This window comes from Kosakonia sp. SMBL-WEM22, from assembly GCF_014490785.1.
Lineage (GTDB): Bacteria > Pseudomonadota > Gammaproteobacteria > Enterobacterales > Enterobacteriaceae > Kosakonia.
This window is the reverse complement of the sequence record NZ_CP051488.1, coordinates 714,237-739,498: the sequence shown is the minus strand read 5'-3', so window position 1 is coordinate 739,498 and position 25,262 is coordinate 714,237. Positions and strand designations below refer to the sequence as shown.

Sequence of the window (25,262 nt, the reverse complement as noted above, 5' to 3'; positions counted from 1 at the left end):
TTCTTATTCGGTTTTATTATCTTCTTCGCGCATCACGCGCAGATTACAGGCGAGTTGGCTCAGCGTGGCGCTGAACTGTTGCAGATCTTCCGCCGGGATACTCTTCGTTGCCCGCAGCTGGCAGGCTTCAATCACTTGCGTGATCTTCTCCAGCAGAGCACACCCTTTGGCGGTCAATTTCAGCAGGCGAATACGCTTGTCGTACGGCGATGTCGTACGCGCAATCAGCCCCTGCGTCTCCAGCTGGGCGAGCGTGCGCATCAGCGGCGGCAGTTCAATGCCCTGCACTTCCGCCAGCTCGCTGACCGAAACATTGTCTCCCAGTTGCTGCAACTGCATCAGCACCGTCCAGCTCGACTGGGTAATTCCGGTGTCGCGCAGGGCATGATCAATGGTCGCTCGCCACTGGCGCACTACCATTGCCATGCGCATTCCCAGCGGTCGGCGGGCAAACAGTTCATCTTCGGTCATTACGTCCCCTCACATTAGCGGAGGGGCACGATAAAGGTTATCAGGGTAACTATCAAGAAACGGCGGGACAAAGAGCATGGATTGTGAAAGGCGAGGTGGTCAATCAAAAAACACCATTCCCTGATAGGGCTTCGCGCGACAAGCCGCCAGACGCTGCGCCAGATCGCCAACATGCGCTTCCAGCTTGTGGCCGTCCGGGTCAAGGAAGTAGTACGACGCCCCTTCGCTTTTGTTCACCTTCCAGCTCACCACACCCGCCTGTTCCAGCCGCATGGTAAACGCTGCCAGTGCGCCCTCGTCAACGCTGAAGGCGTAGTGGGTGTAATCGCTTTGATCGGCAGGTATAACCCGGCGCGCCTCATCGACGGAGAGGCAGATCCAGAGATCGCCACAGGTGAGATAGGCGCCGTTATCCCAGCGCGCATGCAGCCTCATGCCGAGCAAGTGATGGTAGAAATCAACGCTGCGCGCCAGCTCGCTGACCGCCAGCGTAAGGTGGTTAAGGGTAGTGAGCACGGTCTCGCTCTCCATTAAAAGTTAAACGCCGGAGCCACTCTTTCCTGCTCGTTGCGGGTGATGCCCAGCGCTTGCGCATGGCTGCGCCACTGGCTTACGCTGCTTAATACTTCTTGTTTAATCGCGTGCGCTCGTGAACGGCTCAGCTGGAAAAAATCGATGACTGACATCGCCAGTTCGAAATCGAGGCTGTTATCACTATCGCTGATATTGAGATGTAGCCCCTGCGCATCCGGCACCGGATTAATGTCATAAGCGGGCGACAATCTCCAGCCGCCCTGCTGATAGATAAATCCGTGGTTACGCAGGTGATCGTCATTGTTAGAAACGGCAATATTGAAAACGATGCGTCGCCAAAGCTGGGCTAAATCGTCGCGGCTGCGGGCGCCTTTTTCCGTCAGGAACTGCGCCAGCTCGAGGTAGGACGCCTCGTAATCACCATCGTAATAACCAAGCTGTGTCATCGCAGAGGTAAAGTGCAGGCGGGAATCGGGCTTTCTGTCAAAACGCTTAGTCAGGAAGGTGTGGTATTCACTCCCAAAACGCTCGATACGGCACTCTGCCATGTCGATACCTGCATTACGCGCCAGTTGCCAGGTGATAAATTCCCACGCGGCGATATCGTAATCGTCGTAGCGGCTGGGAAATTTGGCGATCCATAGATGGTTTTCTTCATCACGCACACTGGCTTTAGGGCGCGCACCGCCCAGCGAGGAGCCTGGCGACATCAGCATTTCCAGCCATTTGAGATACTCAGCGTCGTCACGCTCGTCATGACGTTCAACCTGCGCTGCCGCATACGCCAGCTCTCTTAACGAGGTCAATGGCGGTGCCGCTAATCGGTGGTTATCGTCAAGAAAGGCACCGTCAGGAGCGCGCTTGAAGCGCAACGCCCCCTGACGGTGAAAATCATGCACCCCCAACAGAAAATCGATTTCACCCAGTTGCCGTGGTCGACGCGCTTCATGCCGGGCAAGGATGGCCTCCCGCCGTTTCATCAGTAGCCGTCCCCAGCGATCCGGACAGGAGTCGAGAAAAACGCGAAAATTCCGTGACGCCTGGCTGTGCTGCTCGCCGGAGTAGAGTTCCAGCTCGGGATCGACTTTCTGCGCGAAGGGCGATATCAGCCACGCATCGTCATAGCGAAAACTAAAATGCTCGCCATTGCGTATCCTGTCTGCACACAGCAGGCCAACCCGCGCAGGCTCGACAAAATCTTGCCAGTCGGCATACACCCAAACATCCGTTGTCATTAACGAGGCTCTCCTCTCTTCCTTAAAAGCTCAATATCCTGCAACTTGCGCCCCAGTTCATCATCCCTGGCAAGCAGAAGAAAATCATCGACCAGCCCCAGGACGCCAAGCACAGCCACATAGTGCCCAAGCGAAACCCCTGGGTCGCCCTGCTCGATTTTTCGCAAGGTAAGACGGCTCAACCCCGTTCGTTCTGAGAGCATAGTCTGAGTAAGTTTTCGGCGTTTGCGGGCAAGCTTGATGTTCTCACCAAACTGCGTGAGGACTTGCTGATGGCGGGGAAAGATAACCGCGCTGCGTTTATCTCTTGCTGTCATGGTCACTATCATTACCATTAATTTTGAATTTGGTAAGTATAGTGACCATTAAACCGAAGGTAAAGTGCGCAAAATGAACAGCACCGCTTTCCATCATCAGATCGCGGCGGTGCGCAGAGGATTATTTCGCGGCTTTCACCTCGGCGACAAACTCGGGCAGCGCCCAGGCACCGCCCGCGCGGATACCGCGGCACAGGCCGGTGGTCCCTTCGCTGCTCCGACGAAACGCTTCGCCATCCCACACCCACTCGGCAGATGCCCAGCAGTCGCCAATTCCGCGCCCGCGCTGCGCAAGCGTAATGGCGCCATCACTGTAGTCGGTACCTGAACTGGTGACGAACTGCGGCTTCCCTTTCAGGGCGGTGTCGACCACCCAGTAGCCGTACCCTTCGTTATAGGCGGCGCGCCAGCAGAGTGCGGAAACCAGGCCATGCTTTGCGTCCAGCGGCGTCAGGGTTAAGTCATTATCGCCCTCAACCCTCTCCTCTTGCGGATTGGCGAGGCGGTCACAGTCATCATCTTTACCGAGAGTCGCGAGCAGCTGCGGCGTCACTTTTTTTGCTTCCGCTGCGCTCAGTGTACGCGCCTTGCCTTTGCTTACGGTTGCGGCCTGGATCACCGGAGCGGGGATCGCCGCCGTAACCGAGGATTCGGGTTTATTGCCTTTTTTACTCAGTGCGCCCGGCGTGCCGACGCGCCCCTGTACATCATCAACCTTCAGCAGCGCGGCAGACGCGCCGTCGCCAGAGAGCACAAAGGGTCTCGCGCCGCCTCTGAACTCAACGTTGTCGCTGCCCTTCACCGCAGCAATCATCTGCGCTGCCTGAGCGTCCGTCAGACGCCAGGTGTCGTTATCGCCAGGGGTTAACGCGCCGAGGGATTTACCGTTAATCCACAGCGCCAGCTTCGCCGGTGATGGCGGTTCACTGCCGTCCATATCTGCCAGCACCACCTGCACGGTGACCGCCGTCTGCGGCCCCGCTTTACGGGTGATCAACACCGAGCCGGTGGCATCCTCTTCCGTGCTGTAGCCCGCAGCGCGGCAGGTCAGGGTGTTATCGCACACCACTTGCCAATCTTTATGTTCGAACGAGACGCTGGCAGGTGCCGCCAGCACGGGAAGGCTCAGGGTCGCTGCAGTTATCAGCGCCGCGGTGATACTCTTTTTCATGCCATCACTCCATTGAGAAAGGCGTCAGGGTGCGGAAGAAATCAGGAAAAAAGATGAGGCGAGAGAGTTCCCGCCTCAGAAAAGCACAACAGATTAGTCGAGGTTGAGATCGGCGTAGGAGTTGACCACGCGGGAGACAATGCCGTAATCCATCGCCTCTTTGGTGTTCATCCAGAAGTTGCGATCGGTATCCTGCTTCACTTTCTCCACCGGCTGGCCGGTCGCGTCGGCGATCATGCGATTCACACGCTCAAGGGTACGGATGATCTCTTTCGCTTCAATTTCGATATCGCTCGCCTGACCACGCACGCCGCCCAGCGGCTGGTGAATCATAAAGCGGGTGTTCGGCAGCGAGTAACGGTGCTCTTTCTTCGCCGCGAGGAAGATGGTGATCCCGGCGCTGGCGACCCAGCCGGTGCCGATGATATGTACTTCCGGGGTAATAAATTTGATCATGTCGTGAATGGTATCCGCTGCTTCGACATGGCCGCCCTGGCTGTTGAGATAGATTTTGATCGGCGCATCGCTGATCCCCTGCAGCAGCAGAAGCTGGGTCACCACTTTCTCAGTCAGCGCCTGGTTGATCTCACCAGAGATGATGATCGAACGCGCATCCAGCAGTTTCTGCTGCATCAGCTGGCTGGCATTGCCCGCTTCTTTCTCTTTTTTGTCGTCATCATCGTGGTTAGTAATAAAATGCATGTGCTCTCTCCCTTCAGGTTATGCAGCTAAGCATAGCCCAACGCAGGGTGGGCGGGAACCACCAGATATTTCCTGCGCCCTTTTCGCCCTCAACTGATATCACTGCGTCGTAGCCCCATATCCTTTAACTGCTCGTCACTCAGCCTGCGCAGGTCGCGTCGGGTTTTCGCCAACAGGTGCCAGCGCCGCACGCTGCGCCAGAGTAAAACAAACCCGGAAAACGGGCGCCGTGGTCGATTTTCGAAAAATTCCATCTTGCTCTCCTCGCCTGAAAAGAGCTCTATCTTCGCTGCGATCGCCCTGTACAATACAGATTCAGAAAATAGTTTTCTTTAACATACAGATGCCGTAAAAGAGGATCTGAACGCCACTATCACTGCCGATCTGTACTGTTTTTCGCAACTGTATGGTGATTTTTTAGGATACAGCATGACCCGCTACCAACATCTTGCCACCTTGCTGGCAGAGCGCATTGAACATGGCTTATATCGTCACGGTGAGAAATTACCCTCAGTGCGCAGCCTGAGCCAGGAGCATGGCGTCAGTATCAGTACCGTACAGCAGGCCTATCAGGTTCTGGAAACATTGCAGTTAATCACCCCGCAGCCGCGCTCCGGCTACTTTGTCGCACCGCGCAAAGCCAAACCGCCGGTGCCGGCGATGTCGCGCCCGGTGCAGCGCCCGGTTGACGTTACGCAGTGGGATGAAGTGTTAACCCTGCTCGATGCGCGCACGGATAAAGAGATTGTCGCCTTCGGTGGCGGCGCACCGGATCTCACCCAGGCAACCCTCAAACCGCTATGGAAGGAGATGAGCCGCATCGCGCAGCACCAGGTAATGGATGCCATCAGCTATGATCCCCTCCCCGGCCAGCACGAACTGCGCGAGCAGATCGCCCGCCTGATGCTTGATGGTGGCACTTCGTTAAATGCGGAAGAGATTGTCATTACCGCAGGCTGCCACCCGGCGCTGTCGCTGGCGCTGATGGCGGTCTGTAATCCGGGGGATATTGTCGCCGTCGAATCGCCCTGCTTCTACGGCACCATGCAGCTGCTGCGCGGGCTGGATATTAAAGCGATTGAAATTCCGACCGATCCCGAAACAGGGATCAGTATTGAAGCGCTGGAGCTGGCGCTGGAGCAGTGGCCAATTAAAGGGGTGATCCTGGTGCCTAACTGCCAGAATCCGCTCGGATTTGTGATGCCGGAGGCGCGCAAAAAAGCGGCGCTGTCGCTGGCGCAGCGTCACGATATTGTCATTTTCGAAGATGATATTTATGGCGAGCTGGCCACCGATTACCCGCGCCCGAGTACCATCAAATCCTACGATATTGATGGCCGCGTGCTGCTGTGCAGCTCATTGACCAAAACCGTGGCACCGGGTCTGCGCATTGGCTGGATCGCGCCGGGGCGCTATCTGGATCGGGTGCTGCATAAAAAATATGCCGCCATCGGCACCAATGTTCCCGCCACTCAGCTGGCGGTAGCGGCATTTATCCGCGACGGGCACTACCACCGCCACGTACGCCGGATGCGCCAGATGTATCAGCAGCGGCTGGCGATCTACACCTGCTGGGTGCGGCAATATTTTCCGTGCGGTATCTGCGTTACGCGCCCGCAGGGAGGCTTTATGCTGTGGGTTGAGCTGCCGGAGAGCGTCGATATGGTCTGCGTTTCGCGCCAGCTCTGCCGGTTAAAAATCCAGATAGCACCCGGCTCGCTCTTTTCTGCTTCCGGCAAATATCGCAACTGCCTGCGCCTTAACTGCGCGCTGCCGCCGGATGAAATCAAACGGGAAGCGATCAAACGGCTGGGCACGGCGATCCATCATGCGCTGGAGGCGTAGCTTCAGAGAATCGCCTCGTTGGTCAGAATTCGCCGCGCGCCGAGGTAGTGATCCTGCCAGTAATCATTTGTCAGGTTACTGATGCGGATCTTCAGCCCGCTGCGCGGTGCTTCAATAAAGGTATCGTTACCTAGATAGACACCAACGTGATCCGCCGGGCCGCGCGCTTTACTGCGAAAGAAGACCAGATCACCGCGGCGCAGCTTATGGCGAGCCACTTTTTTCAGTCCTCTATCTCTGAACATGGCACGGGTTGTGCGCGGGAGTTTGCGCTCCAGCACCGTGTTATAGGCGTAGACCACCAGCCCACTACAGTCGAACCCCCGCCGCGGTGAGATGCCACCACGCACGTAAGGTTTACCGAGCTGTTTCTCCAGGCGTTTCATCACCGTAAGCAACGATTCGCGCACACGTGCTTTTCGCTGCGCCTGATGATGCGCGGTAGCGGCCTGCGCACGCGTCTCAGATGGCGTTAATAGTGGCGTCGCCGTGCGCGAGGAAGTTTGCACACACCCGGTCACAAGCGACAGCACAAGAAGCGTAAAAAAAAGCCCCAAAAACCCTCGGAGCAGGCTCCGACTGGGGGCAACGATGGATGACAAAATCACAGCTTTCACGAGAACAACACACTAATACAATGAGTTAAAAGCAAGCGCCGGCGATAGCCAGCACCATGGATAGCGCGTTTATTGACGAGTAAACGCCTGTACCTTCTGGGCGATCACTTGATTGAGCTGGCACACACGCGCTTCTGACACGCCAATCACCTGCGCAATCTCTTTCAGGCTCAGTTCATGCTGATAGTAGAGCGCGAGGATCAGCTGCTCACGCTTGTCGAGGCTGGCTACCGCGCTGCGTAATGTGTAAGCGGGAAGCAGTTCATCCTCGAGCTGACGGCTGGAGAGCGTGCTGGCGTGCTGCTCACTCTCCAGCAAGTTATCCAGACTCTCCAGCGCACTGGCCGAGTGCAGCAGCAGATATTGCTGCCAGGCTTCCGGCGTCACCGACAGCCGTTCACTCACCTCTTCAAAGCGCGGCTCATACCCCAGCTCGCGGGTTATTTCGCGTATTGCATCCGTGAGTTTATGCGTCTGTTGACGCAGCCTGCGCGGACGCCAGTCCTGCTGGCGTAACTCATCGAGCACCGCGCCGCGAATACGCTGAATGGCGTAACCGGCAAACTGTACATCCGGCGGGCCATAGCGCCGCAGCGAGGCCAGCAGACCCATCAGGGCAATTTGCCGCATATCCTCTTTGCTCATCACGCTATTGGTCTGCCAGCTGAACTGTTTGACGACTTTATGTACCAGCGGCAAATACTCACTGATATAACGCGCTTCATCAGCGGGAGTTAGGGTTTTTGCGGCAGTTAAATTCATCATTTACATTACGTATGAGGAACAGCGGATAAAACAATTAATAAAAAATTCCGGCAACACCTAATTAACAAAAGTGAGAAGAGAAGTAGCTAATAAGATGTAAGAGCACTTCTCAATGGCGTCAAACAATACACCACAAACTCATTTTTTAATCCCTTGAAAAGCGGCAATTAATGAAATCACATGTAAATTACACTGCGCGTTTCGTATTATTAACGCCACGAACCGTTGAACTGCGAATATTTATTTTGTCATTTATCTGATTTGGTCAAAGGCATTATTTTTTGTGATAAGAGCCCGCTGGATTAGCCGCAATCGTTAACCTTTTATGAATAAATCCAATTGCACAGTGAATAACTGGCTCATCGTTCCCGCGTCAGGCGCGATCCGCCACGTCGTAACCGGCGAGGAGAGACGGCTGGGAGCGCACCCGCTCAGGCTGCTGGAAGTTTTACAGCAACACCCCGGCGAAATCCTCACTCATGAGGATCTGACCTCACAGGTCTGGGAAGAGCGCGCGGTCAGTAGCAATAGCCTGCCCCACGCCATTCACACGCTGCGTACCGCCCTGGCGGATAATGGTAAGCAACAGCGAATCATTCGCACCCTCCCGAAACAGGGTTATGTACTGGAAGCCAAATATTGTCGCCCACTGGTTAGCTGGCCGCCTACCGCCCCGAGCTCTGCACCGCCTGAGTTCGATATCCCCCCGCAGGAGAGCCGACCTGCCGCGCCTGAGTTATCCACGACGCCCCGACAAGAGACGCCGGATATTGTGCAACCTCTTTCTTACCTTAATGGCCTTCTTATAACGTTACTCTTTATATTATCTATCCTCTGTAGCGGCTATTTAGCTCTCACCTACCACAACAAGGTAGGGGTGAAAGAGTTGGCGAAAAACATTTACAGCCATCTGCGTATTTTTGCCCTTTTAGCGCCGGACGAGAGAGTGAAAGAGCCGATGGCTATTTATGATCGTTTGAAAGAGAGCTATACCCGGCTTAATCAACAGGCGAAACAGAAGTCACTGCGGATGGCTATTTACTACCGCAGTGAACACCACACCCTGAATTATACTTTCCGCATATACAATGCCTGCGAGCAACGGGTTCTGGTGATGCAAATTGATCACTGGCGCTCCGACACGGCGTTATTAAATAAGCTGATTGTGAGCGAGACACGGAGAAAAATGGATGAGATGGCACCTTGTAACAGCAAATAAACAGCCGCTATTTCTACTTGCCATCACTCTCGCGGCGCTATCCTGCGGCACCTTTTTCCAGCGCGGGCAGCACGCCCTTAATCAGACGGAGGAGATCGCTCAGCAGGTGGGGTTTTATGATTTGATGCTGCAACAACAGGAGATCTACGATTCACGCATGAGTACGGTGGGCAATATTATTGTCAGCACGCTTAGCAGCCCGCAAGATGTGGCTTTCATGCTCAAAAGCAACTTTGTCCATACGCGCCAGCGCTACGGTAAACACTATTTTGCCTACGCGCCGGTGCTGTTTAATCCGGCGAAACATAACCGCATGGTGACAAATAATGTTGATCTGTTGACCAACTCGGAGAACGCAATGCAGCAAATCGCGCCGGATGGCGTGCCGCTGGTCTTTCTGCAAAATGGCATGATATTTCGCTACCAACTGGAGCCGGATTAGGCAAAACCAGAGGATTAAGTTTGCCGTGTCGATGGTCGTTTTAGGTAGCCAGATAGCCACCAAACGGTAACCGCCCACAGTGAGACGCATATCATGACAGCGCCCCCATTTTCTGACGCGATCCTCTTTTTACTTAAACAGGCGCAGCCCGACCTTGATCAATTGCCGGAAGTTGACCAGCCTAAAATCGAACGCCTTCGCGCAGCGCTTGACGCAGGCGAAATTGACCTTGACCCCGACAGGCTGGTGCAGGCGATCCTCACCTTTCACCAGCGCTAACGCGCCGCTTGACGATGAGTTATGGACATCATGAGCAGCGTCACACTCTCGTCTCGCGCCGCGTGCAAGAATAAATTATTCTTAAACCGATTGGTTTGAATAATATATTATTCCTTTTTCGGCTGTCGTTGCCGTAAGGCAGCAGGCAGAAAGTCATCATGCAGAGTGAAGTGAGACGTAATGAACATTGATCTATCCAGATTGACGACCGAAGGCCGTAACAGCGCCAGCGCCAATATCGACATGCTTGATACCGAGGCGATGTTACGGGTAATTAACCGTGAAGATCAGAAGGTCGCGCTGGCGGTTGAGCAGGTGATCCCGGCGATTACGCAGGCGGTCGATGCGATTGTTAACGCCTTTAAACAGGGCGGGCGCCTGATTTACTGCGGTGCGGGCACCTCCGGGCGCTTAGGCATTCTGGATGCAAGCGAATGCCCGCCCACTTACGGTACGCCGCGTGAGCAGGTCATCGGCCTTATTGCTGGCGGTCATCGCGCCATTCTGCAAGCGGTGGAAAACGCTGAAGATAGCCTGACGCTCGGCATTGACGATCTTAAATCCCTCAATTTCAACGCCAATGACGTGCTGGTCGGCATCGCCGCCAGCGGGCGCACGCCCTATGTGATTGCCGCCATGGAGTACGCCAAAAGCCTGCACGCCACCACCGTATCGCTGACCTGCAACGCCGGCAGCCCGATGACGCAGATTGCCGATATCGCCATTACGCCGGTGGTCGGCGCGGAAGTGGTTACCGGCTCTTCACGCATGAAAGCGGGCACGGCGCAAAAACTGGTGCTCAATATGCTCACCACCGGGGCGATGATCCGCAGCGGTAAAGTCTACGGCAACTTGATGGTGGACGTGGAAGCGACGAACCAGAAGCTGGTGCAGCGCCAGGTCAATATTGTGATGGAAGCCACCGGCTGCGACAGCGACGAGGCGAAGCAGGCGCTGCAGGCCAGCCACGGCCACTGTAAAACCGCCATCCTGATGGTGCTGGCGCAGATCGACGCCGAAGAGGCCGCGAGCCTGCTCGCCGATAACGGCGGGTTTATTCGCCAGGCGCTGCTCCACGCAGGAGTGAAGTGATGGCCAAAATCACGCCGGACCTGATCGCCACCATTCTGCAAAATGTCGGTGGTGAAGCGAATATTAAAAGCTGCGGCAACTGCATGACGCGCCTGCGCCTGACGCTGCATAACAATGCGTTGGTCAACAAGGCCGCGCTGCAGGCGCTGCCTGGGGTGCTCGGCGTGGTGAACAGCGAGGATCAGCTCCAGATCATCGTTGGCCCCGGTAAAGCGCAAACTGCGGCAGAGATGATGAGTCTCTTAATCAGCCGTGACAATGCGCCCGCGGAATCGGCCTCGCTTAAAGAGGTCGCCCGCGACACTAAACAGCAGATGAAAGCCAGGCAGACCAGCGGCCTGCATCAGTTTCTGGCGAAATTTGCCACCATCTTCACGCCGCTTATCCCAGGCTTTATCGCCGCCGGGATGCTGCTCGGCTTCGCCACACTGATTGAGCAAAGCCTGCTGGTCGGCGCGCAGGATAAGAGCAGCGCGCTCGCGCACGTCGTCGGTTATATGAAAGTGTTCGGCAAAGGGTTGTTCACCTTCCTGCCAATCCTGATCGGTTACAATGCGCAAAAAGCCTTTGGCGGCAACGGCGTCAACGGCGCAATCATCGCCGCGCTGTTTGTGCTCGGTTACGACGCGAAAGCGACGGTTGGCTACTTCTCTGGGATCGACAATTTCTTCGGCATGAGCATCGATCCGCGCGGCAACATTATCGGCGTACTGATCGCCACGATCCTCGGCGCGTGGATCGAGCGGCAGATCCGCCGCTTTGTGCCCGACAATCTCGATATGATCCTCACCTCGCTGCTCACCTTGCTGATTACCGGCGCGCTCACTTTTACGCTGATCATGCCCATCGGCGGCGAGCTGTTTAAAGGGATGTCGTGGCTGTTTCTGCACCTCAACGGTAACCCGTTTGGCTGCGCGGTGCTGGCGGGGCTGTTCCTGATTGCCGTGGTGTTTGGCGTGCATCAGGGTTTTATTCCGGTCTACTTTGCTCTGATGGATGCGCAGGGTTTCAACTCGCTCTTTCCGATTCTGGCGATGGCGGGCGGCGGTCAGGTGGGCGCGGCGCTGGCGCTCTACTTCCGCGCGGCGCGGGAATCGACGATCCGCAACCAGATCCGCGGGGCGATCATTCCCGGCCTGCTCGGTGTTGGCGAACCGCTGATCTACGCCGTGACCCTGCCGCGCGTCAAACCCTTTGTCACCGCCTGTATTGGCGGCGCCTGCGGCGGATTTTTTATGGGTGCCGTGGCATGGCTTGGCTTACCGGTCGGGTTGAATACGGTGTTTGGCCCTTCCGGGCTGGTAGCGCTGCCGCTGATGACCTCCGATCATGGTATCTATGCCGGGATGGCGGTCTATGCGGCGGGCGTGGTGGTGGCCTATCTCGGCGGGTTTATCGTCACCTGGCTCTTCGGCCATAAAGGTGTCGATCTCAGCTAATAAAAAACCCGGCGCAGCGGCCGGGTTTATCCCATCAGAATGCGTAAGAGAGGCTGCCGACGATGCTGCGCTCGGCACCAAAGTAGCAGTAATTGGCGGAGTTACACGAGGCGACATAGCGCTTATCGGTGAGGTTATTCACGTTCACCTGGGCGCTCAGTCCTTTCAGCCCGACATTCGACAGATCGTACCCGACGGCCAGATCCACCAGCGTGTAGGAGGGCAGCGTGTGGGTATTCTCACGATCGGAGGTGATGCCGTTAACATACCGCACGCCGGAACCGAGGGTCAGGCCATTCAGCGCACCCGCTTTCACGTCATAGCTCAGCCAGGCACTCGCCTGGTTGCGCGGGGCGTAAACCGCGCGTTTCCCCTGCTCCTCGGGGCTGCTTTTCTTATAACGAATGTCGTTATAGGTGTAAGCCGCCTGTAAGCGCAGGTTATCCGTCAACTGACCCACCGCTTCCAGCTCAACCCCTTCTGATTCAATCTCGCCGATAGCGCGGTAGGGATCGGTCGGCTCCACTTTGGTGGCGATATTGTTCTGGTTGATGCGGTAGACCGAGGCGCTGTACATGGTCTGCGACCCTTCCGGCTGGAACTTCAGCCCCGCTTCCCACTGCTTGCCCTTCATCGGTTGCAGGATCTTGCCGTTCTCATCGGTAAAGCTGGTCGGCGTAAAGGCCGTCGAGTAGCTTACGTAGGGGGCAAATCCGCTGTCGAAGAGGTACATCAGCGCCGCACGGCTGCTGATATGGTCTTTCTCCAGCGTATCGTGAGTGTCGCCGATCTTATTGCTGTTGGTGATCTTCACCTGATCGTGACGGCCGCCAAGGGTCAGACGCCAGCGATCGAGCGACATCTGATCCTGCACATAGATCCCGGTCTGCTCCAGTTTGTGCTTTTCGCGGCCATACACGGAAATTGAGAGCGGATCGGCACCATAAACCGGGTTAAAGGCATCAATCGCCGGGAAGCTGCCATAGGACGAGGTGACGTTGTTATTGCGGTGTTGGTAATCGACGCCCACCAGCAGACGGTGGTTAATGGCACCAGTATCAACACTGCCGTCAAGCTGGTTATCCAGCGTCACCGCCGAGAGGGACTCATCTGAGCCGGAGTAACCGCGGTTCAGCTCGGTCTCATTCAGCCAGCCCGAAGCATAGACCTGATTGAGATCGACTTTGGTACGCAGGTAGCGCAGCTTCTGGCGCACCGACCAGCCGCTGTCAAACAGGTGCTCAAAGTTATAGCCGACCATGTTTTCACGGCGTTTGTACTTGTCGTACTTATCTTCACCTTCAAAGAAGGTGTTGGAGATTTTGCCCCCGGCGTGCGGCACCACAGTACCTTCATACGGCAGGCCGGAGTGGCTGCCGCCTTCCGGATCGCGATGCAGATAGGCCATCACATCGAGGCGCGTGCGGTCGGTAATACGCCAGGTGACGCTCGGCGCGATGGCGTAACGCTGCTCTTTCAGGTGATCGAATTGGGAGTCGGCATAGCGGGTCATACCGGTTAAACGCACCGCCACGCGATCGTTATCATCCACCGGCCCGGTCACATCAAACGCCGCGCCGCGCTGGTTGTTATTCCCCGCGAAGAGTTTCACTTCACCCCCCGGATCGAACGACGGTTTGCGCGAGTTCAACGCCACGATGCCGCCTGGCGACGAGCGGCCATAGAGCACGGATGCCGGGCCGCGCACCACTTCAACGCTGTCTAAAAACCACGGGTCGATCACCAGCGAGCTGTGGGAGTTGGTGTCGCCCATCATCTTCAGGCCGTCGAGATAGACGTTATCAAGGCTGCCATCGGAAAAGCCGCGCAGCACGATGTAATCAAAGCGGTTGGAGGCACCAATTTGGTTGCTGTAGACGCCCGGTGTGTAGCTGACAGCCTGGCGCACGCTGGTTGCGCCCTGCTCTTCATACTGCTGGCGCGTGACGATCGAGACCGCCTGCGGCGTTTCGATATCCGGCGTCTCCAGCTTGGTCGCGCCGCTCTGTACCTGCGACGTTACTACCACCGTATCTTTGGCGTTCTCCTGCGCCAGCGCCGAAACGCTCATCCCACCGGTTATGCAGCCAATCATTAATGCCAGTCGCGTTTTTGCGAACATGAAACTCTCCAGAAGCGGTTATTATTGTAAATAAGAATTATTACCCTTTTGGATTCACCAATAGCTATGCGCAATGACAATTCACATATGCGCGGTGACAAAATGGCACCCAGGGCGAGAGAAAAGGTCTACGGGAAGGCGATCGGCTGTCGCGCTTCACTCGGCGCGATGCCATATCGGCGGCGAAAGGCGGTGGAGAAGTTGGTGGCGTGTTGATAGCCCGACATCCAGGCCGCTTGCTGCACGCTGTAGCCCTGGACGAGGTAGCGCCGCGCCAGCGCGAGGCGGCAGTCGCGCAGATAATCAAACACCGAGTGGCCATACGCCTGGCGGAACTTCACCCGCAGGCTGCTGGTGCTCATTGCTGCCAGCTGCGCCAGCGCGGTCAGGGTGTACTCTTTCTCCGGCTGCTGCTCCAGCAAGCGGCGCACCGACTCAAGCCGTTGCCCTTCACCGCCGCAGACGCGCGCGCCCTGCTCCACGCCCGCCATCCGCTGTGAGAGCGCGTGGCCGACCAGTTGCAGCATTACACCTTCAAGGATCAATTCGCGCGAGAGCGCGGGCAGCGTTGAAAGCTGGCTCTGTTGTAAACCCGAGAGCAGAAACTCGGGCACCTGCCATAAAAAGGTGGGCGCGCCGTGGGATTCCCACTGCTCCAGCAGCGCGGTAAGCAGCGGCGAGCGCTGGCAGCTGGCCGGATCGATGCCGAGCGACAGCGTGCGCAGGGCGTTATCCGCCAGATGACGGGCATTCATCACCTGCTGCTCGCTCAGGCGCGAAGTAAAAGCCATGCCGGAGCGGACAATAAACTCCTCGCCGTTGAGGCGCAGCATTACGCTGCCTTCAAGCACTACCAGCATATAGAGCGGGCAGCTGTGCAGGGAGGTGGTTTCATAGGGTTGCAGAACGCGAATGTCGGAGCGGGTCAGGTTCAGGCCGCTGGAGAAGCGCATCTCCTGCACATCGCCCTGAATGACGATGCGTCGCTCCGCGCCCAGCGAGCGGCAGGAGGCCAGCGCCGGAAAACGATAATCGATGCCGTAGCGCTCGCCAAAGCCGATAAAATCTTCAACGGAAAAGTCTCTTTTTTGCATAACCGGCAGCCGTTCGTTCTCGGTCAAACCCAGGCCCCACGCCGGGCGAAACGGCCTACACCTTACCATCCGCACCCGGCTGCTTCAATGCTATTGAGAACGATTCTCATAAAAGAAGCGCAGCGAGAAGTGTAAACCTGCGCTCACCCCTTTTTCCCGCCCGGCTTTAGGCCCCGGTGAAACTCATTAATCCGTTTCACCGTTTTAATCGCCCGCTGCGAATTGGCTGACGCCACCGACAGGACAATCATCTCCAGGCAGAGCAACACCGTGCCGTGCAGCGGGATTTTGCCCTTCTCACCGCCGCGCGGGACATGGATCACCACATCCGCTTGCTGGCTGAAGCGTGAGTCGACGGCGTTGGTCAGCAGAATCACCGGAATGCCGAGCCGCCGCGCCTCTTTCAGGGTGGTCAGCCCTTCGCGGTGCGCCGATTTCTGCGCCATCATTATCAGCACATCGCCGCGCTGTAGCTCAATCAGCTGCTCAGAAAGGGCGATACCGGTACGATTAAGCTCGGTAGCGGGCAGGCCGATGCGCTTGAAAAGCCGCGCGCTGTACTCCGCCAGGATCCCCGATGCGCCAATGCCGAAAATTGCCACCTGGCGGGCGTCAACCAGCAGCGCCACCGCCTGTGCGATGGCGTAGCGGTTGGCGGGCGCGGCGAGCACGTCGCAGGTGTGCTGATGCCCTTCGAGGACAAAATCGATACCGGAATTGACGTCGCAGGCAAGCGCATTCACTGTGGTGCTCATCTTCTCGGCTGACGACGCCGCCGGGCCAAACCACTGCTCCAGTGTCTGCTTCAAATCGCGCAGCCCGGCAAAGCCCAGCGCCTGAATTGCCCGCACCACGGTGGCATCCGAGGTTTGCGTAGCAGCGGCAATCTCCATCGCCGTCTGCTCCAGCACCGCTTCGCGATGATCGTGGATATAACGCGCCACCGCCTGCAAACGCGGCGAGAGCGTCTGCGCCCGCGCGCGAAAACGCTCACCATAGACATCGACGCGGCTTTTGGCCCGCTTTGTGTTCAGCATATTCACTTTCCTTGCTGCGGTAGCGGCCGTCCGGCAATCTGCGACTGCACCTGCGCCACCATCAGGCTTAAAGAAGCAAAGGAGTTAGAGATCGCCTCTTCCCGTGAAATCAGCACATAGCGCCCGTCGTGACAGGCGGTGAGGAAATCGCACCAGCCGGGCATCACCGCGTCCATGGCAGCCAGCTCATCCTGCGGCGTGCCGCCGGTATCACCGCGCCAGGTCGCAAAAACAAAGTCGGCATCCAGCTCCGGTAGCCGCTCGGCGCTGACATCCATGCGACCGCCTTCGGGGATGCTGTCGATAAGCGGCGGGAAGCGAAAACCGGCATCCCGCAGCACGCGGCCCAGCGAGTGGTAGCTGTGCAGAACGTTGATTTTGCCGTTGTTCGCCTGGATAACCGACACGGTTATCTTGGGGGTATCAATGCTCTTTTTCAGTACTGCAATCTGCTCCTGATAGCGCCGCATCAGGATCGCCAGCCGCGCCTGCGTACCGGTCAGCTGCGCCAGCTTGCGGTAGATCTCCGGCGCGCCACCCTGCAAGTGATCGATGCTCACCGTCGGTGCGATCTTCGCTAACTGCTCCACCGGCGTGTTGCGGCTCGGCTCGGTGATGATCAAATCGGGTTTTGCCGCTGCAACGGCTTCCATATCGATATCGGCGGAGCCAATAAAGCGGATGTCAGAGTTATCAAAGTCGACGCCGGTTAACAGCGCGCCGGAGCGTAACACGTGGCGACCATCCGCCTGCGTGCGCCCGTGGCTGGCGACCGGCGGCACGCCAAGCTCAATCAGCGGAATGGTGATATCAAGATCGTGCAGCGAGACAATGCGCTTCGGGTGCTGCGGCACCTTGACCACGCGGCCTAAATCGTCGGTGAAACTCTGCACAGGCTCTGCGGCAACGGTGGCAAAACCGACCAGTAGCAGCAGGGAGAAGAGGATGCGCATAGAACTCCTTAAGGTTACAAGCGATCGCGCCGCTGCCAGAGCAGCAGCAGGAAAAAGGGGCCGCCCACCAGCGCAATCACAATCCCGGCGGGAAGTTGCAGCGGCGCAAACGCCAGCCGCCCAATCGTATCGGCAGCCAGCACCAGTAAGCCACCGAGCACCGCGCTGCCCCAGAGCAGCGCGCGCTCACCGCCGCGCAGCAGAAAGCGCGCCATATGCGGGGCAATCAATCCAACAAACCCGAGGCTGCCGACGCAGGAGACGCTGGCCGCGGTCAGCAACACCGGCGCGAACACCCGCAGGCCGTTAAGCAGCACCAGCCGCACGCCGAGGCCCGTTGCCGCCGGGTTGCCGAGCTGCGCGACATCCGCCGCGCGGGCGGTGAACAGCAAAATAAGCGCCGCAGGCAGCGCCCAGCAGAGCGCCACGCCGAGCAGCGGCCAGCTGGCGGCCTGTAAACTGCCCGCCAGCCACAGCATCGCGGTTTGTACGTCGCGCACATCGGCGGTGGTCATAAAGAGGCCGATACCGGCGGCGAAGGTCCAGGAGAGGCCAATACCGAGCAGCACAAAGCGCGGGCGGGAAACATCCCGCGCCAGCGCGATTACCAGGCCTGCGGCAAGCAGTCCGCCCGCCATTCCCGCCAGTGGGCGCCAGACAACGCTCACCGCCGGAAAGCTGAACACCAGCGTTAACACCGCAACGCTGGCCCCCTCTTTCACGCCAATTAAGCCTGGGTCCGCCAGCCCGTTACGCGTCATGGATTGCATCGCCGCGCCCGCCATGCCGAGCATCGCTCCGCAGAGCAGCGCCATGCAGAGCCGCGGCAGGCGCAGATCCCACACCACATAGTGCTGCTCACCGTTGAGCATCTGCGGCATAAACAGCGCCCGGGCAAGGTTTGATGTCGGCACAGGCAGCGATCCGTGCGAAACACCGAACAGCAGCAGCGCAAGCGCCAGCAGGAGCAGGCCGCTCAGCCACAGCAGCGCACGCGGGCGCAGCAGGCGGGAGAAGCCGCCGATCCGCAGCGCACGCAGCCCGGCGCGATGCAGTTGGTGGCTCATTTAAAGAACCTCGCCGCCAGCAGCATAAACAGCGGCGCGCCGACCAGCGCAGTCATCACCCCGGTCGCCAGCTCCTGTGGCGACAGTAGCGTTCGCGCCGCGATATCCGCCAGTAGCAACAGCGCTGCGCCGCCAAGGGCTGAAAGAGGAATCACCACGCGCAGATCGTCCCCCGCCAGACGGCGCACCATATGCGGCACCACCAGCCCGACAAACCCGACCGGCCCAGCGATGGCGACCGCCGCGCCGCACAGCAGCGCAATGGCAAGTAAAGAGAGCAGGCGGATTCGCGTCAGGGAGACGCCAAGACCGCGCGCCAGCGTATCGCCCAGCGCCAGCATATTGAGCGCCGGAGCCAGCCCAATCGCCAGCGCGAAGCCAGCGGTAGCCGCCATCGCCGCAGGGGTGATCTGCCCCCAACTCAGCCCGGCAAGATCGCCCGCCAGCCAGGTGCGCATGCTCAACAGGGTCTGCTCATCCAGGATCAGGATCGCGGCGGTGATTGACGAGGCAAAGGCCGACAGCGCCACGCCGCAGAGCGTCACCTTCATCGGCGTGAAGCCAGCGCGCCCGGCCGAACAGAGCAGCATCACCAGGGAAAACAGTAGGGCTGCGCCGGTGGCGGCAACCAGCGGTCGGCTGACGGCGACATCGCCTATGGTGATGCCAAGTGCAGTCGTCGCCACCACCGCCAGCGCAGCTCCGGCATTCAAACCGAGAATGTGCGGCTCGCCCAAAGGGTTGCGAATAACCGACTGCAGGAGCGCGCCGGCCACGCCCAGCGCGCCGCCGGTAAAGAGCGCGGCGACGAGGCGCAGTAAGCGCAGGCTGACGATCACCCGGTGATCGAAATTGTGCGCATCAAAGGCGATCAGCGCCTGTACCACCGTCGGCGGTGCGATGTAGCGCGCGCCGAGGCCAAGATGGGCAATAGCCGCCATTATCACTAATGCCAGCAGGCCAAACGCGGCGATGCTCACGCGGGCAGATTGACGAACGCTCATGCGCTGCTCCCGCCCGGTTTGCGAAAGGGTATAAAGAAGGGCTTGCCGGTCAACGGGTTAACCGACATCTGCACATCGACATCAAACACATTTTTAATGAGTTCCGGCGTGCAGGTCTCGCCTTCGTTGATCACCCCTTGCAAACGCCCCTGCTTGAGGAAGATCAGCGTGTCGGCGTAGTTCACCGCAAAGTTAAGATCGTGCAGCACCACAATCACCGTGCGGCCATGATCGCGGGTTAAGGTGTGCAGCAGTTCGAGGATCTCCACCTGGTAGCGAAGATCGAGGAAGGTGGTTGGCTCATCAAGCAGGATCACCGGCGTTTGCTGCGCCAGCGCCATCGCGATCCAGCAGCGCTGCCGCTGACCGCCGGAGAGGCTGTCCACGGGTTGATGGGCAAACCCGGCGGTGCCGGTCATCTCCAGCGCCTGCTGCACCGCGTTTTCATCCTCTTGCGACCACTGGCGCATAAAGCTCTGCCAGGGGAAGCGCCCGCGCGCGACCAGTTCAAACACCGTCAGACCTTCCGGCACAACCGGCGACTGCGGCAGGATGCCCAACTGGCGGGAGACCGCTTTTGTCGGCTGCTGATGAATCGCTTTGCCATCCAGCAGCACGCTGCCGCCCAGCGGTTTCAGCATGCGGGCGATGGTGCTAAGCAGGGTGGATTTTCCGGAGCCGTTTGCCCCCACCAGCACACTCATTTTGCCGAGGGGAATGGTCAGGCTGATCTCATCGACAATGATCTGCTTGTGATAACCCGCCGAGAGACGGTCGAGCACGATACCTTGCCCGCTTTCAGGTTGTTCCACGTGTTGTGGCATGTTGACTCCTGCGCCGCAACAGCGTGGCTACCCGCGCGTGCGTTAGCATCAAATAAAAATAAATCTCATTCTCTTTTGAGATTTTGCAATTTGCCGCTGTAGTAGTCAAGTATCGTAATACGTTATGAAACCAACCCGCTCTGGCGCATAAAAGCCGCTGACCTATAAAACAGAATTAACGTATAAATTATTTATTTTTAATAAGTTAATTAAGTTAACCCACGACTTAATTTGCCCGCTTACCGCCGTGCTTTTGCTGTAGTGAATTTCCCACATTTATCGTTTACTACTACACACGCCCATGGTTGAATGATTCTCAATTACATATCCGACGCCGCATAGCCGGGCTAACGGATAGCTTTTATAAACGAGCAATAACCATAAAAAACGTTCACGCCTGCCCATAACGCAGGCACGCTTCGGGAAATCAGAAGACATGGCAAATTTAACGCGTTGTTATTGCGGGCAAAAAGGGCGCACGCGCCTCTCTGCGCTCATTTTAGGCGCGCTCGTTTCACCGCTCACACACGCAGCAGATAACAAAGAGGGCGATACCTTAACGGTGGTGGCAGATCCCGCCGCCAATAAACAGGCGACCTCCGGGTACCAGCCGCTCAACTCCTCCACCGCTACGCTGACCTCAATGCCGCTGCTGGATATCCCGCAAGTGGTGAACACCGTCAGCGACCAGGTGCTTGAAGATCAACACGCCACCACGCTGGATGAAGCGCTCTACAACGTCAGCAACGTTGTGCAGACCAATACGCTTGGCGGCACGCAGGATGCGTTTGTGCGCCGCGGTTTTGGTGCTAACCGCGACGGCTCGGTGATGACCAACGGCCTGCGCACCGTGGTACCGCGCAGTTTTAACGCTGATGTCTCGCGGGTGGAAGTGCTGAAAGGCCCGGCCTCGACGCTGTATGGCATTCTCGATCCCGGCGGGCTTATCAATGTCGTGACTAAACGCCCGGAAACCACCTTTGGTGGCTCTGTTTCCGCTACCTCCAACAGCTTTGGCGGCGGTACCGGCGAGTTTGACGTTACCGGCCCGATCGAGGGCACACGGCTGGCCTGGCGCCTGATTGGCGAATACCAGAATGAAGATTACTGGCGTAATTTCGGCAAGCAGAAAAGCACCTTTATCGCCCCCTCGCTAAGCTGGTTTGGCGATAACGCGACGATCAACGTGCTCTACTCCCATCGTGATTATCAGATGCCGTTCGATCGTGGCACGATCTTCGATCTTGCGACCAAACAGCCGGTCAATGTCGACCGTAAAACCCGTTTTGATGAGCCGTTTAATATTACTGACGGTGAATCTGACATTGCGCAGCTCAATGCCGAATATCGCTTTAACAGCCAGTGGACCGCAAAGCTGGAGTATGGTTTCAGTCAGGATAAATACAGCGATAACCAGTCGCGCGTGATGGCCTATAACGCCGCCACTGGCGGGCTGACGCGCCGGGTGGATGCCACGCAGGGATCGACCCAGCGCATGCACACCACGCGCGCCGATCTGCAGGGCAATGTGACGCTCGGCGGCTTTTATAATGAGATCCTCACCGGCGTCGCGTATGAAAATTACGATCTGCTGCGCACCGATATGATCCGCTGCAAAAACGTGAAAGATTTCAACATCCATAACCCGAGCTACGGCGGCGCGAGCAAGTGTACAACCGTCTCTGCCTCCGACAGCGATCAGACGATCAAGCAGGAGAGCTACTCGGCATACGCCCAGGATGCGCTCTATCTGACTGATAAATGGATCGCCGTCGCCGGGATGCGCTACCAGTATTACACCCAGTATGCGGGCAAAGGGCGCCCGTTTAGGATCAACACCGACAGCAGCGACGAGCAGTGGACGCCGAAGTTTGGCCTCGTTTATAAACTCACGCCATCGATCTCGCTGTTCGGTAATGTGGCGAAGGCCTTTATGCCGCAGTCGTCGATTGCCAGCTATATCGGCGATCTGCCGCCAGAAACGTCGACATCTTATGAAGTGGGTGCCAAATTCGATCTGTTCGACGGCGTTACCGCCAATATCACGGCGTTTGATATCCACAAGCGTAACGTGCTGTATAACGAAATCGTCGGCGATGAGACGGTGGCGAAAACCGCCGGACGCGTGCGCTCCCAGGGTGTTGAGATGGATCTGGCAGGTGCGCTGACGCCGAATATGAATGTGATCGCCAGCTACAGCTATACCGCAGCGAAAGTACTGGAAGACCCGGACTACGCGGGGAAACCGCTGCCGAATGTACCGCGCCACACCGGTTCGCTGTTCCTGACCTATGACATTCACAATGTTTACGCCGGTAATACGCTGACCCTCGGCGGCGGTGGGCACGGTGTCAGCCGTCGCTCGGCCACCAACGGCGCGGATTACTACCTGCCGGGCTATGTCGTCGCGGATGCCTTTGCCGCTTACAAAATGCAGCTGCGTTACCCGGTGACGCTGCAACTGAACCTGAAAAACCTGTTCGATAATACCTATTACACCTCATCGATGGGCACCAATAATCTGGGTAACCAGATTGGCGATCCGCGCGAAGTGCAGTTCACGGTGAAGATGGATTTTTAAGGTTTAACCGGTAGCGCTTCACCATTGCCCGATGGCGCTGCGCTTATCGGGCCTACGCGTTGATCCTTGCTTTTCGTAGGCCGGGTAAGGCGTAGCCGCCACTCGGTATCTCCTCTGCACTGCCCGATGGCGCTTACGCTTATCGGGCCTACGCGTTGAAGCCTCGCTTTTCGTAGGCCGGGTAAGGCGTAGCCGCCACCCGGCATCTCCTCTGCATTGCCCGATGGCGCTTACGCTTATCAGGCCTACGCGTTGAAGCCTTGCTTTTCGTAGGCCGGGTAAGGCGTAGCCGCCACCCGGCATCTCCCCTGCATTGCCCGATGGCGCTTACGCTTATCGGGCCTACGTGTTGATCCTTGCTTTTCGTAGGCCGGGTAAGGCGTAGCCGCCACCCGGCACCTCCCCTGCATTGCCCGATGGCGCTTACGCTTATCAGGCCTACGCGTTGAAGCCTCGCTTTTCGTAGGCCGGGTAAGGCGTAGCCGCCACCCGGCACCTCCCCTGCATTGCCCGATGGCGCTGCGCTTATCGGGCCTACGCGTTGAAGCCTCGCTTTTCGTAGGCCGGGTAAGGCGTAGCCGCCACCCGGCATGCTCCCCGTACTTCCGCTTCATTAAACAGTCACCTGCACGCCATGCTTTTGCAGCATTGGTTTCACACAATGCCCGCTTTCGAAACCCGTGACGTTTTTTTCAGGCAACTATGAAAAAGTACTGGCTTCCCTGGCTTATCCTCTCGCCGTCGCTGCTGTTCCTGGCGCTGTTCACCTACTTCCCCCTGCTGCGCTCGGTCTACGACAGCCTGTTTGATACGCGCATGGCGAGCGACAACCCGCCCTTTGTCGGCGCGGCTAACTTTACGCGCCTGCTGGCGGACAGCGCATTCTGGCAATCGCTGCTCAATAACCTGCTCTACATCCTGCTGACGGTGATCCCGGGCGTCACGTTGGCGCTGCTGCTGGCCGTCGCACTGTGGGAAAACCACCGCGTCAACCGCTGGCTGCGTACCGCCTTTTTCTTCCCGATGATTATCCCGATGGTCAGCGCCGCAGCACTCTGGCTGTTTATCTTTATGCCCGGCCTCGGCATGCTCGATCACTACCTGGCCGCCCTCTTTGGCCCGATGAATAACAACTGGCTCGGCCGCAGCAACAGCGCCCTGTTTGCGCTGGCGCTGATTGGCGTATGGAAATTCGCCGGCTACTACATGCTCTTCTTTCTCGCCGGCTTGCAGGGTATTCCCGCTTCCACGCGTGAAGCGGCGGTGATGGAGGGCGCAACGCCAACGCAGGTCTTTTTCAAAGTGACACTGCCGCTGCTGCGCCCGACCCTGAGCTTTGTGCTCACCACGGCGCTGATCTACTCCGTAACGCAGATCGATCATGTTGCGGTGATGACTCACGGCGGGCCGGATAACGCCACCACCGTGCTGCTCTACTACATCCAGAATCTCGCCTGGGAGACGCACGATCTCGGTAAAGCCTCGGCGGCCACCTTTTTAACGCTGGTCGGCCTGTTCATCTTTTCGCTGGTTAACCTGAAATTACTGGAAAGAGGAGCGCACTATGAGCGTTGAGATCTCGCCTGCCCTCAATTCGACGGCTGCGGTTGCCCGCCCGCGCTGGCTGCGTCTGCGCCACTCCCGCTCGTTTACCCTTGCGCTGCTGATGAGCTGCCTGGCGCTGCTGTGGATCAGCCCGTTTATCTGGATGCTGTCGTCCGCTTTCAGCACTACCACCTTCGGCGAAGAGATGGCCTCGATCCTGCCGCGCTTCCCGCTGACGCTGGATAACTTCCGTGAGGCGTGGAACAGCGCCGACTGGCTGAGCCTCTATGGCAATACGCTGATTTTCGCCTTCGGCACCTTCTTCGTACAGCTGTTTACCATCACGACCGCCGGGTATGTCTTCGCCTGCCATGAGTTTCGCGGCAAGCAGACGCTGTTCGTACTCTTTCTGGTGCAGTTGATGATCATGCCGGTGGTGATGATGATCCCCAACATGCTGACGCTGAAAACCTTCGGCCTGCTCAACACCTTAACCGGCGTGATGATGCCCTACTTTACCTCGGCGTTTGGCGTGTTCCTGATGCGCCAGGCCTTTCTCGCCATCCCGAAAGAGATTGAAGAGGCGGCGCTGATGGAGGGCTGCCGCTGGTGGCAGGTGCTGTTCCGCGTGATGCTGCCGATGTCCTGGCCGTCGCTGCTCGCCTTCGCCACCGTCAGCATTACCTATCACTGGAACGAGTATTTATGGCCGCTAATGATGCTCAACGATCCCGATAAGCAGGTGCTGACGGTCGGGCTGGTCTCCTTCGCCATGGGCGCGGAGTCCGGCGGGCAGTGGGGGGTAATCAGCGCCGGAACGCTGATGGTCTGCCTGCCGCTAATGATCGCCTTCATCGCGTTCCAGAAACAATTTCTTCGAAGCTTTGGCTTCTCCGGCATTAAATAA

Annotated in this window: 24 protein-coding genes and 1 pseudogene; 9 read left to right on the top strand and 16 right to left on the bottom strand. The window is 57.9% G+C overall.

Going from position 1 to position 25,262, the window contains the following annotated elements:
• Nucleotides 1–3: 3 nt before the first annotated feature.
• From HF650_RS03565 to HF650_RS03535, 7 genes are all read right to left on the bottom strand, one after another.
• Nucleotides 4–471, bottom strand: a complete 468-nt coding sequence (locus HF650_RS03565) for a MarR family transcriptional regulator (protein ID WP_187801210.1) — start codon at nucleotides 469–471, stop codon at nucleotides 4–6.
• Between the two features lie 99 nt (nucleotides 472–570).
• On the bottom strand, nucleotides 571–987 hold the full coding sequence (locus HF650_RS03560; RefSeq protein ID WP_187802595.1) for a FosA family fosfomycin resistance glutathione transferase: 417 nt from the start codon (nucleotides 985–987) through the stop codon (nucleotides 571–573).
• 14 nt (nucleotides 988–1,001) lie between these two features.
• Nucleotides 1,002–2,240 carry a HipA domain-containing protein gene (locus HF650_RS03555; RefSeq protein ID WP_187801209.1) on the bottom strand — a complete coding sequence of 413 codons (1,239 nt, stop codon included), beginning with the start codon at nucleotides 2,238–2,240 and terminating at the stop codon, nucleotides 1,002–1,004.
• The gene (locus HF650_RS03550) at nucleotides 2,240–2,557 is read right to left on the bottom strand and encodes a helix-turn-helix transcriptional regulator (RefSeq protein ID WP_206616705.1); all 318 of its coding nucleotides are present in this window, start codon (nucleotides 2,555–2,557) and stop codon (nucleotides 2,240–2,242) included. The genes HF650_RS03555 and HF650_RS03550 overlap by 1 nt, the downstream gene beginning before the upstream one ends.
• Before the next feature lie 121 nt (nucleotides 2,558–2,678).
• Nucleotides 2,679–3,728, bottom strand: a complete 1,050-nt coding sequence (locus HF650_RS03545) for a DUF1176 domain-containing protein (protein WP_187801207.1) — start codon at nucleotides 3,726–3,728, stop codon at nucleotides 2,679–2,681.
• A gap of 93 nt (nucleotides 3,729–3,821) precedes the next feature.
• Nucleotides 3,822–4,430: an ATP-dependent Clp protease proteolytic subunit gene (locus HF650_RS03540; protein ID WP_023480386.1), complete on the bottom strand. Its 609-nt coding sequence runs from the start codon at nucleotides 4,428–4,430 to the stop codon at nucleotides 3,822–3,824.
• An 89-nt stretch (nucleotides 4,431–4,519) separates the two neighbouring features.
• Nucleotides 4,520–4,684 carry a DUF1127 domain-containing protein gene (locus HF650_RS03535; RefSeq protein ID WP_187801206.1) on the bottom strand — a complete coding sequence of 55 codons (165 nt, stop codon included), beginning with the start codon at nucleotides 4,682–4,684 and terminating at the stop codon, nucleotides 4,520–4,522.
• Nucleotides 4,685–4,859: 175 nt separating this feature from the next.
• Between HF650_RS03535 and HF650_RS03530 the strand changes: the two genes are divergently transcribed.
• Nucleotides 4,860–6,275 (top strand): PLP-dependent aminotransferase family protein, encoded by a 1,416-nt coding sequence (locus tag HF650_RS03530; RefSeq protein ID WP_187801205.1) that lies wholly within the window; start codon nucleotides 4,860–4,862, stop codon nucleotides 6,273–6,275.
• A gap of 2 nt (nucleotides 6,276–6,277) precedes the next feature.
• Here the strand turns inward: HF650_RS03530 and HF650_RS03525 are convergent.
• A pseudogene (locus tag HF650_RS03525) lies at nucleotides 6,278–6,661 on the bottom strand (C40 family peptidase); the annotation flags it as partial.
• 300 nt (nucleotides 6,662–6,961) lie between these two features.
• Entirely contained in the window at nucleotides 6,962–7,657 is a 696-nt protein-coding gene (locus HF650_RS03520; protein WP_187801204.1) for a FliA/WhiG family RNA polymerase sigma factor, read from the bottom strand.
• A gap of 325 nt (nucleotides 7,658–7,982) precedes the next feature.
• Between HF650_RS03520 and HF650_RS03515 the strand changes: the two genes are divergently transcribed.
• The 5 genes from HF650_RS03515 (at nucleotide 7,983) to murP (ending at nucleotide 12,128) form a co-directional block, all read left to right on the top strand.
• The gene (locus HF650_RS03515; protein ID WP_187801203.1) at nucleotides 7,983–8,876 is read left to right on the top strand and encodes a winged helix-turn-helix domain-containing protein; all 894 of its coding nucleotides are present in this window, start codon (nucleotides 7,983–7,985) and stop codon (nucleotides 8,874–8,876) included.
• The gene (locus HF650_RS03510; RefSeq protein WP_187801202.1) at nucleotides 8,848–9,318 is read left to right on the top strand and encodes a hypothetical protein; all 471 of its coding nucleotides are present in this window, start codon (nucleotides 8,848–8,850) and stop codon (nucleotides 9,316–9,318) included. The genes HF650_RS03515 and HF650_RS03510 overlap by 29 nt, the downstream gene beginning before the upstream one ends.
• Nucleotides 9,319–9,411: 93 nt before the next feature.
• A complete protein-coding gene (locus HF650_RS03505; protein ID WP_187801201.1) occupies nucleotides 9,412–9,597 on the top strand; it encodes a flagellar biosynthesis anti-sigma factor FlgM in 186 nt (61 codons plus the stop codon).
• A gap of 180 nt (nucleotides 9,598–9,777) precedes the next feature.
• Entirely contained in the window at nucleotides 9,778–10,689 is a 912-nt protein-coding gene (gene murQ, locus HF650_RS03500) for an N-acetylmuramic acid 6-phosphate etherase (protein WP_187801200.1), read from the top strand.
• On the top strand, nucleotides 10,689–12,128 hold the full coding sequence (murP, locus tag HF650_RS03495) for a PTS N-acetylmuramic acid transporter subunit IIBC (protein WP_187801199.1): 1,440 nt from the start codon (nucleotides 10,689–10,691) through the stop codon (nucleotides 12,126–12,128). The genes murQ and murP overlap by 1 nt, the downstream gene beginning before the upstream one ends.
• A gap of 34 nt (nucleotides 12,129–12,162) precedes the next feature.
• Here murP and HF650_RS03490 read toward each other — a convergent pair whose 3' ends face one another.
• The 7 genes from HF650_RS03490 to HF650_RS03460 all read right to left on the bottom strand — a co-directional run bounded on the left by HF650_RS03490 (nucleotide 12,163) and on the right by HF650_RS03460 (nucleotide 20,229).
• Nucleotides 12,163–14,250 (bottom strand): TonB-dependent siderophore receptor, encoded by a 2,088-nt coding sequence (locus tag HF650_RS03490; RefSeq protein ID WP_187801198.1) that lies wholly within the window; start codon nucleotides 14,248–14,250, stop codon nucleotides 12,163–12,165.
• A 128-nt stretch (nucleotides 14,251–14,378) separates the two neighbouring features.
• Nucleotides 14,379–15,344, bottom strand: a complete 966-nt coding sequence (locus HF650_RS03485; RefSeq protein ID WP_187801197.1) for a helix-turn-helix transcriptional regulator — start codon at nucleotides 15,342–15,344, stop codon at nucleotides 14,379–14,381.
• Nucleotides 15,345–15,487: 143 nt separating this feature from the next.
• Nucleotides 15,488–16,381: a MurR/RpiR family transcriptional regulator gene (locus HF650_RS03480; protein WP_187801196.1), complete on the bottom strand. Its 894-nt coding sequence runs from the start codon at nucleotides 16,379–16,381 to the stop codon at nucleotides 15,488–15,490.
• 2 nt (nucleotides 16,382–16,383) lie between these two features.
• The gene (locus HF650_RS03475; RefSeq protein ID WP_187801195.1) at nucleotides 16,384–17,334 is read right to left on the bottom strand and encodes an ABC transporter substrate-binding protein; all 951 of its coding nucleotides are present in this window, start codon (nucleotides 17,332–17,334) and stop codon (nucleotides 16,384–16,386) included.
• Nucleotides 17,335–17,348: 14 nt separating this feature from the next.
• On the bottom strand, nucleotides 17,349–18,401 hold the full coding sequence (locus HF650_RS03470; protein ID WP_187801194.1) for an iron ABC transporter permease: 1,053 nt from the start codon (nucleotides 18,399–18,401) through the stop codon (nucleotides 17,349–17,351).
• On the bottom strand, nucleotides 18,398–19,405 hold the full coding sequence (locus HF650_RS03465; RefSeq protein ID WP_187801193.1) for an iron ABC transporter permease: 1,008 nt from the start codon (nucleotides 19,403–19,405) through the stop codon (nucleotides 18,398–18,400). The genes HF650_RS03470 and HF650_RS03465 overlap by 4 nt, the downstream gene beginning before the upstream one ends.
• Nucleotides 19,402–20,229: an ABC transporter ATP-binding protein gene (locus HF650_RS03460; protein ID WP_187801192.1), complete on the bottom strand. Its 828-nt coding sequence runs from the start codon at nucleotides 20,227–20,229 to the stop codon at nucleotides 19,402–19,404. The genes HF650_RS03465 and HF650_RS03460 overlap by 4 nt, the downstream gene beginning before the upstream one ends.
• Before the next feature lie 436 nt (nucleotides 20,230–20,665).
• Here HF650_RS03460 and HF650_RS03455 point away from each other — a divergent pair, with 436 nt between their 5' ends.
• From HF650_RS03455 to HF650_RS03445, 3 genes are all read left to right on the top strand, one after another.
• Complete coding sequence (locus HF650_RS03455) at nucleotides 20,666–22,810, top strand: TonB-dependent siderophore receptor (RefSeq protein WP_187801191.1); 2,145 nt, start codon at nucleotides 20,666–20,668, stop codon at nucleotides 22,808–22,810.
• Nucleotides 22,811–23,512: 702 nt separating this feature from the next.
• Nucleotides 23,513–24,385, top strand: coding sequence for a sugar ABC transporter permease (locus tag HF650_RS03450; protein WP_187801190.1), 873 nt, complete (start codon nucleotides 23,513–23,515; stop codon nucleotides 24,383–24,385).
• Nucleotides 24,375–25,262 carry a carbohydrate ABC transporter permease gene (locus HF650_RS03445; RefSeq protein WP_187801189.1) on the top strand — a complete coding sequence of 296 codons (888 nt, stop codon included), beginning with the start codon at nucleotides 24,375–24,377 and terminating at the stop codon, nucleotides 25,260–25,262. The genes HF650_RS03450 and HF650_RS03445 overlap by 11 nt, the downstream gene beginning before the upstream one ends.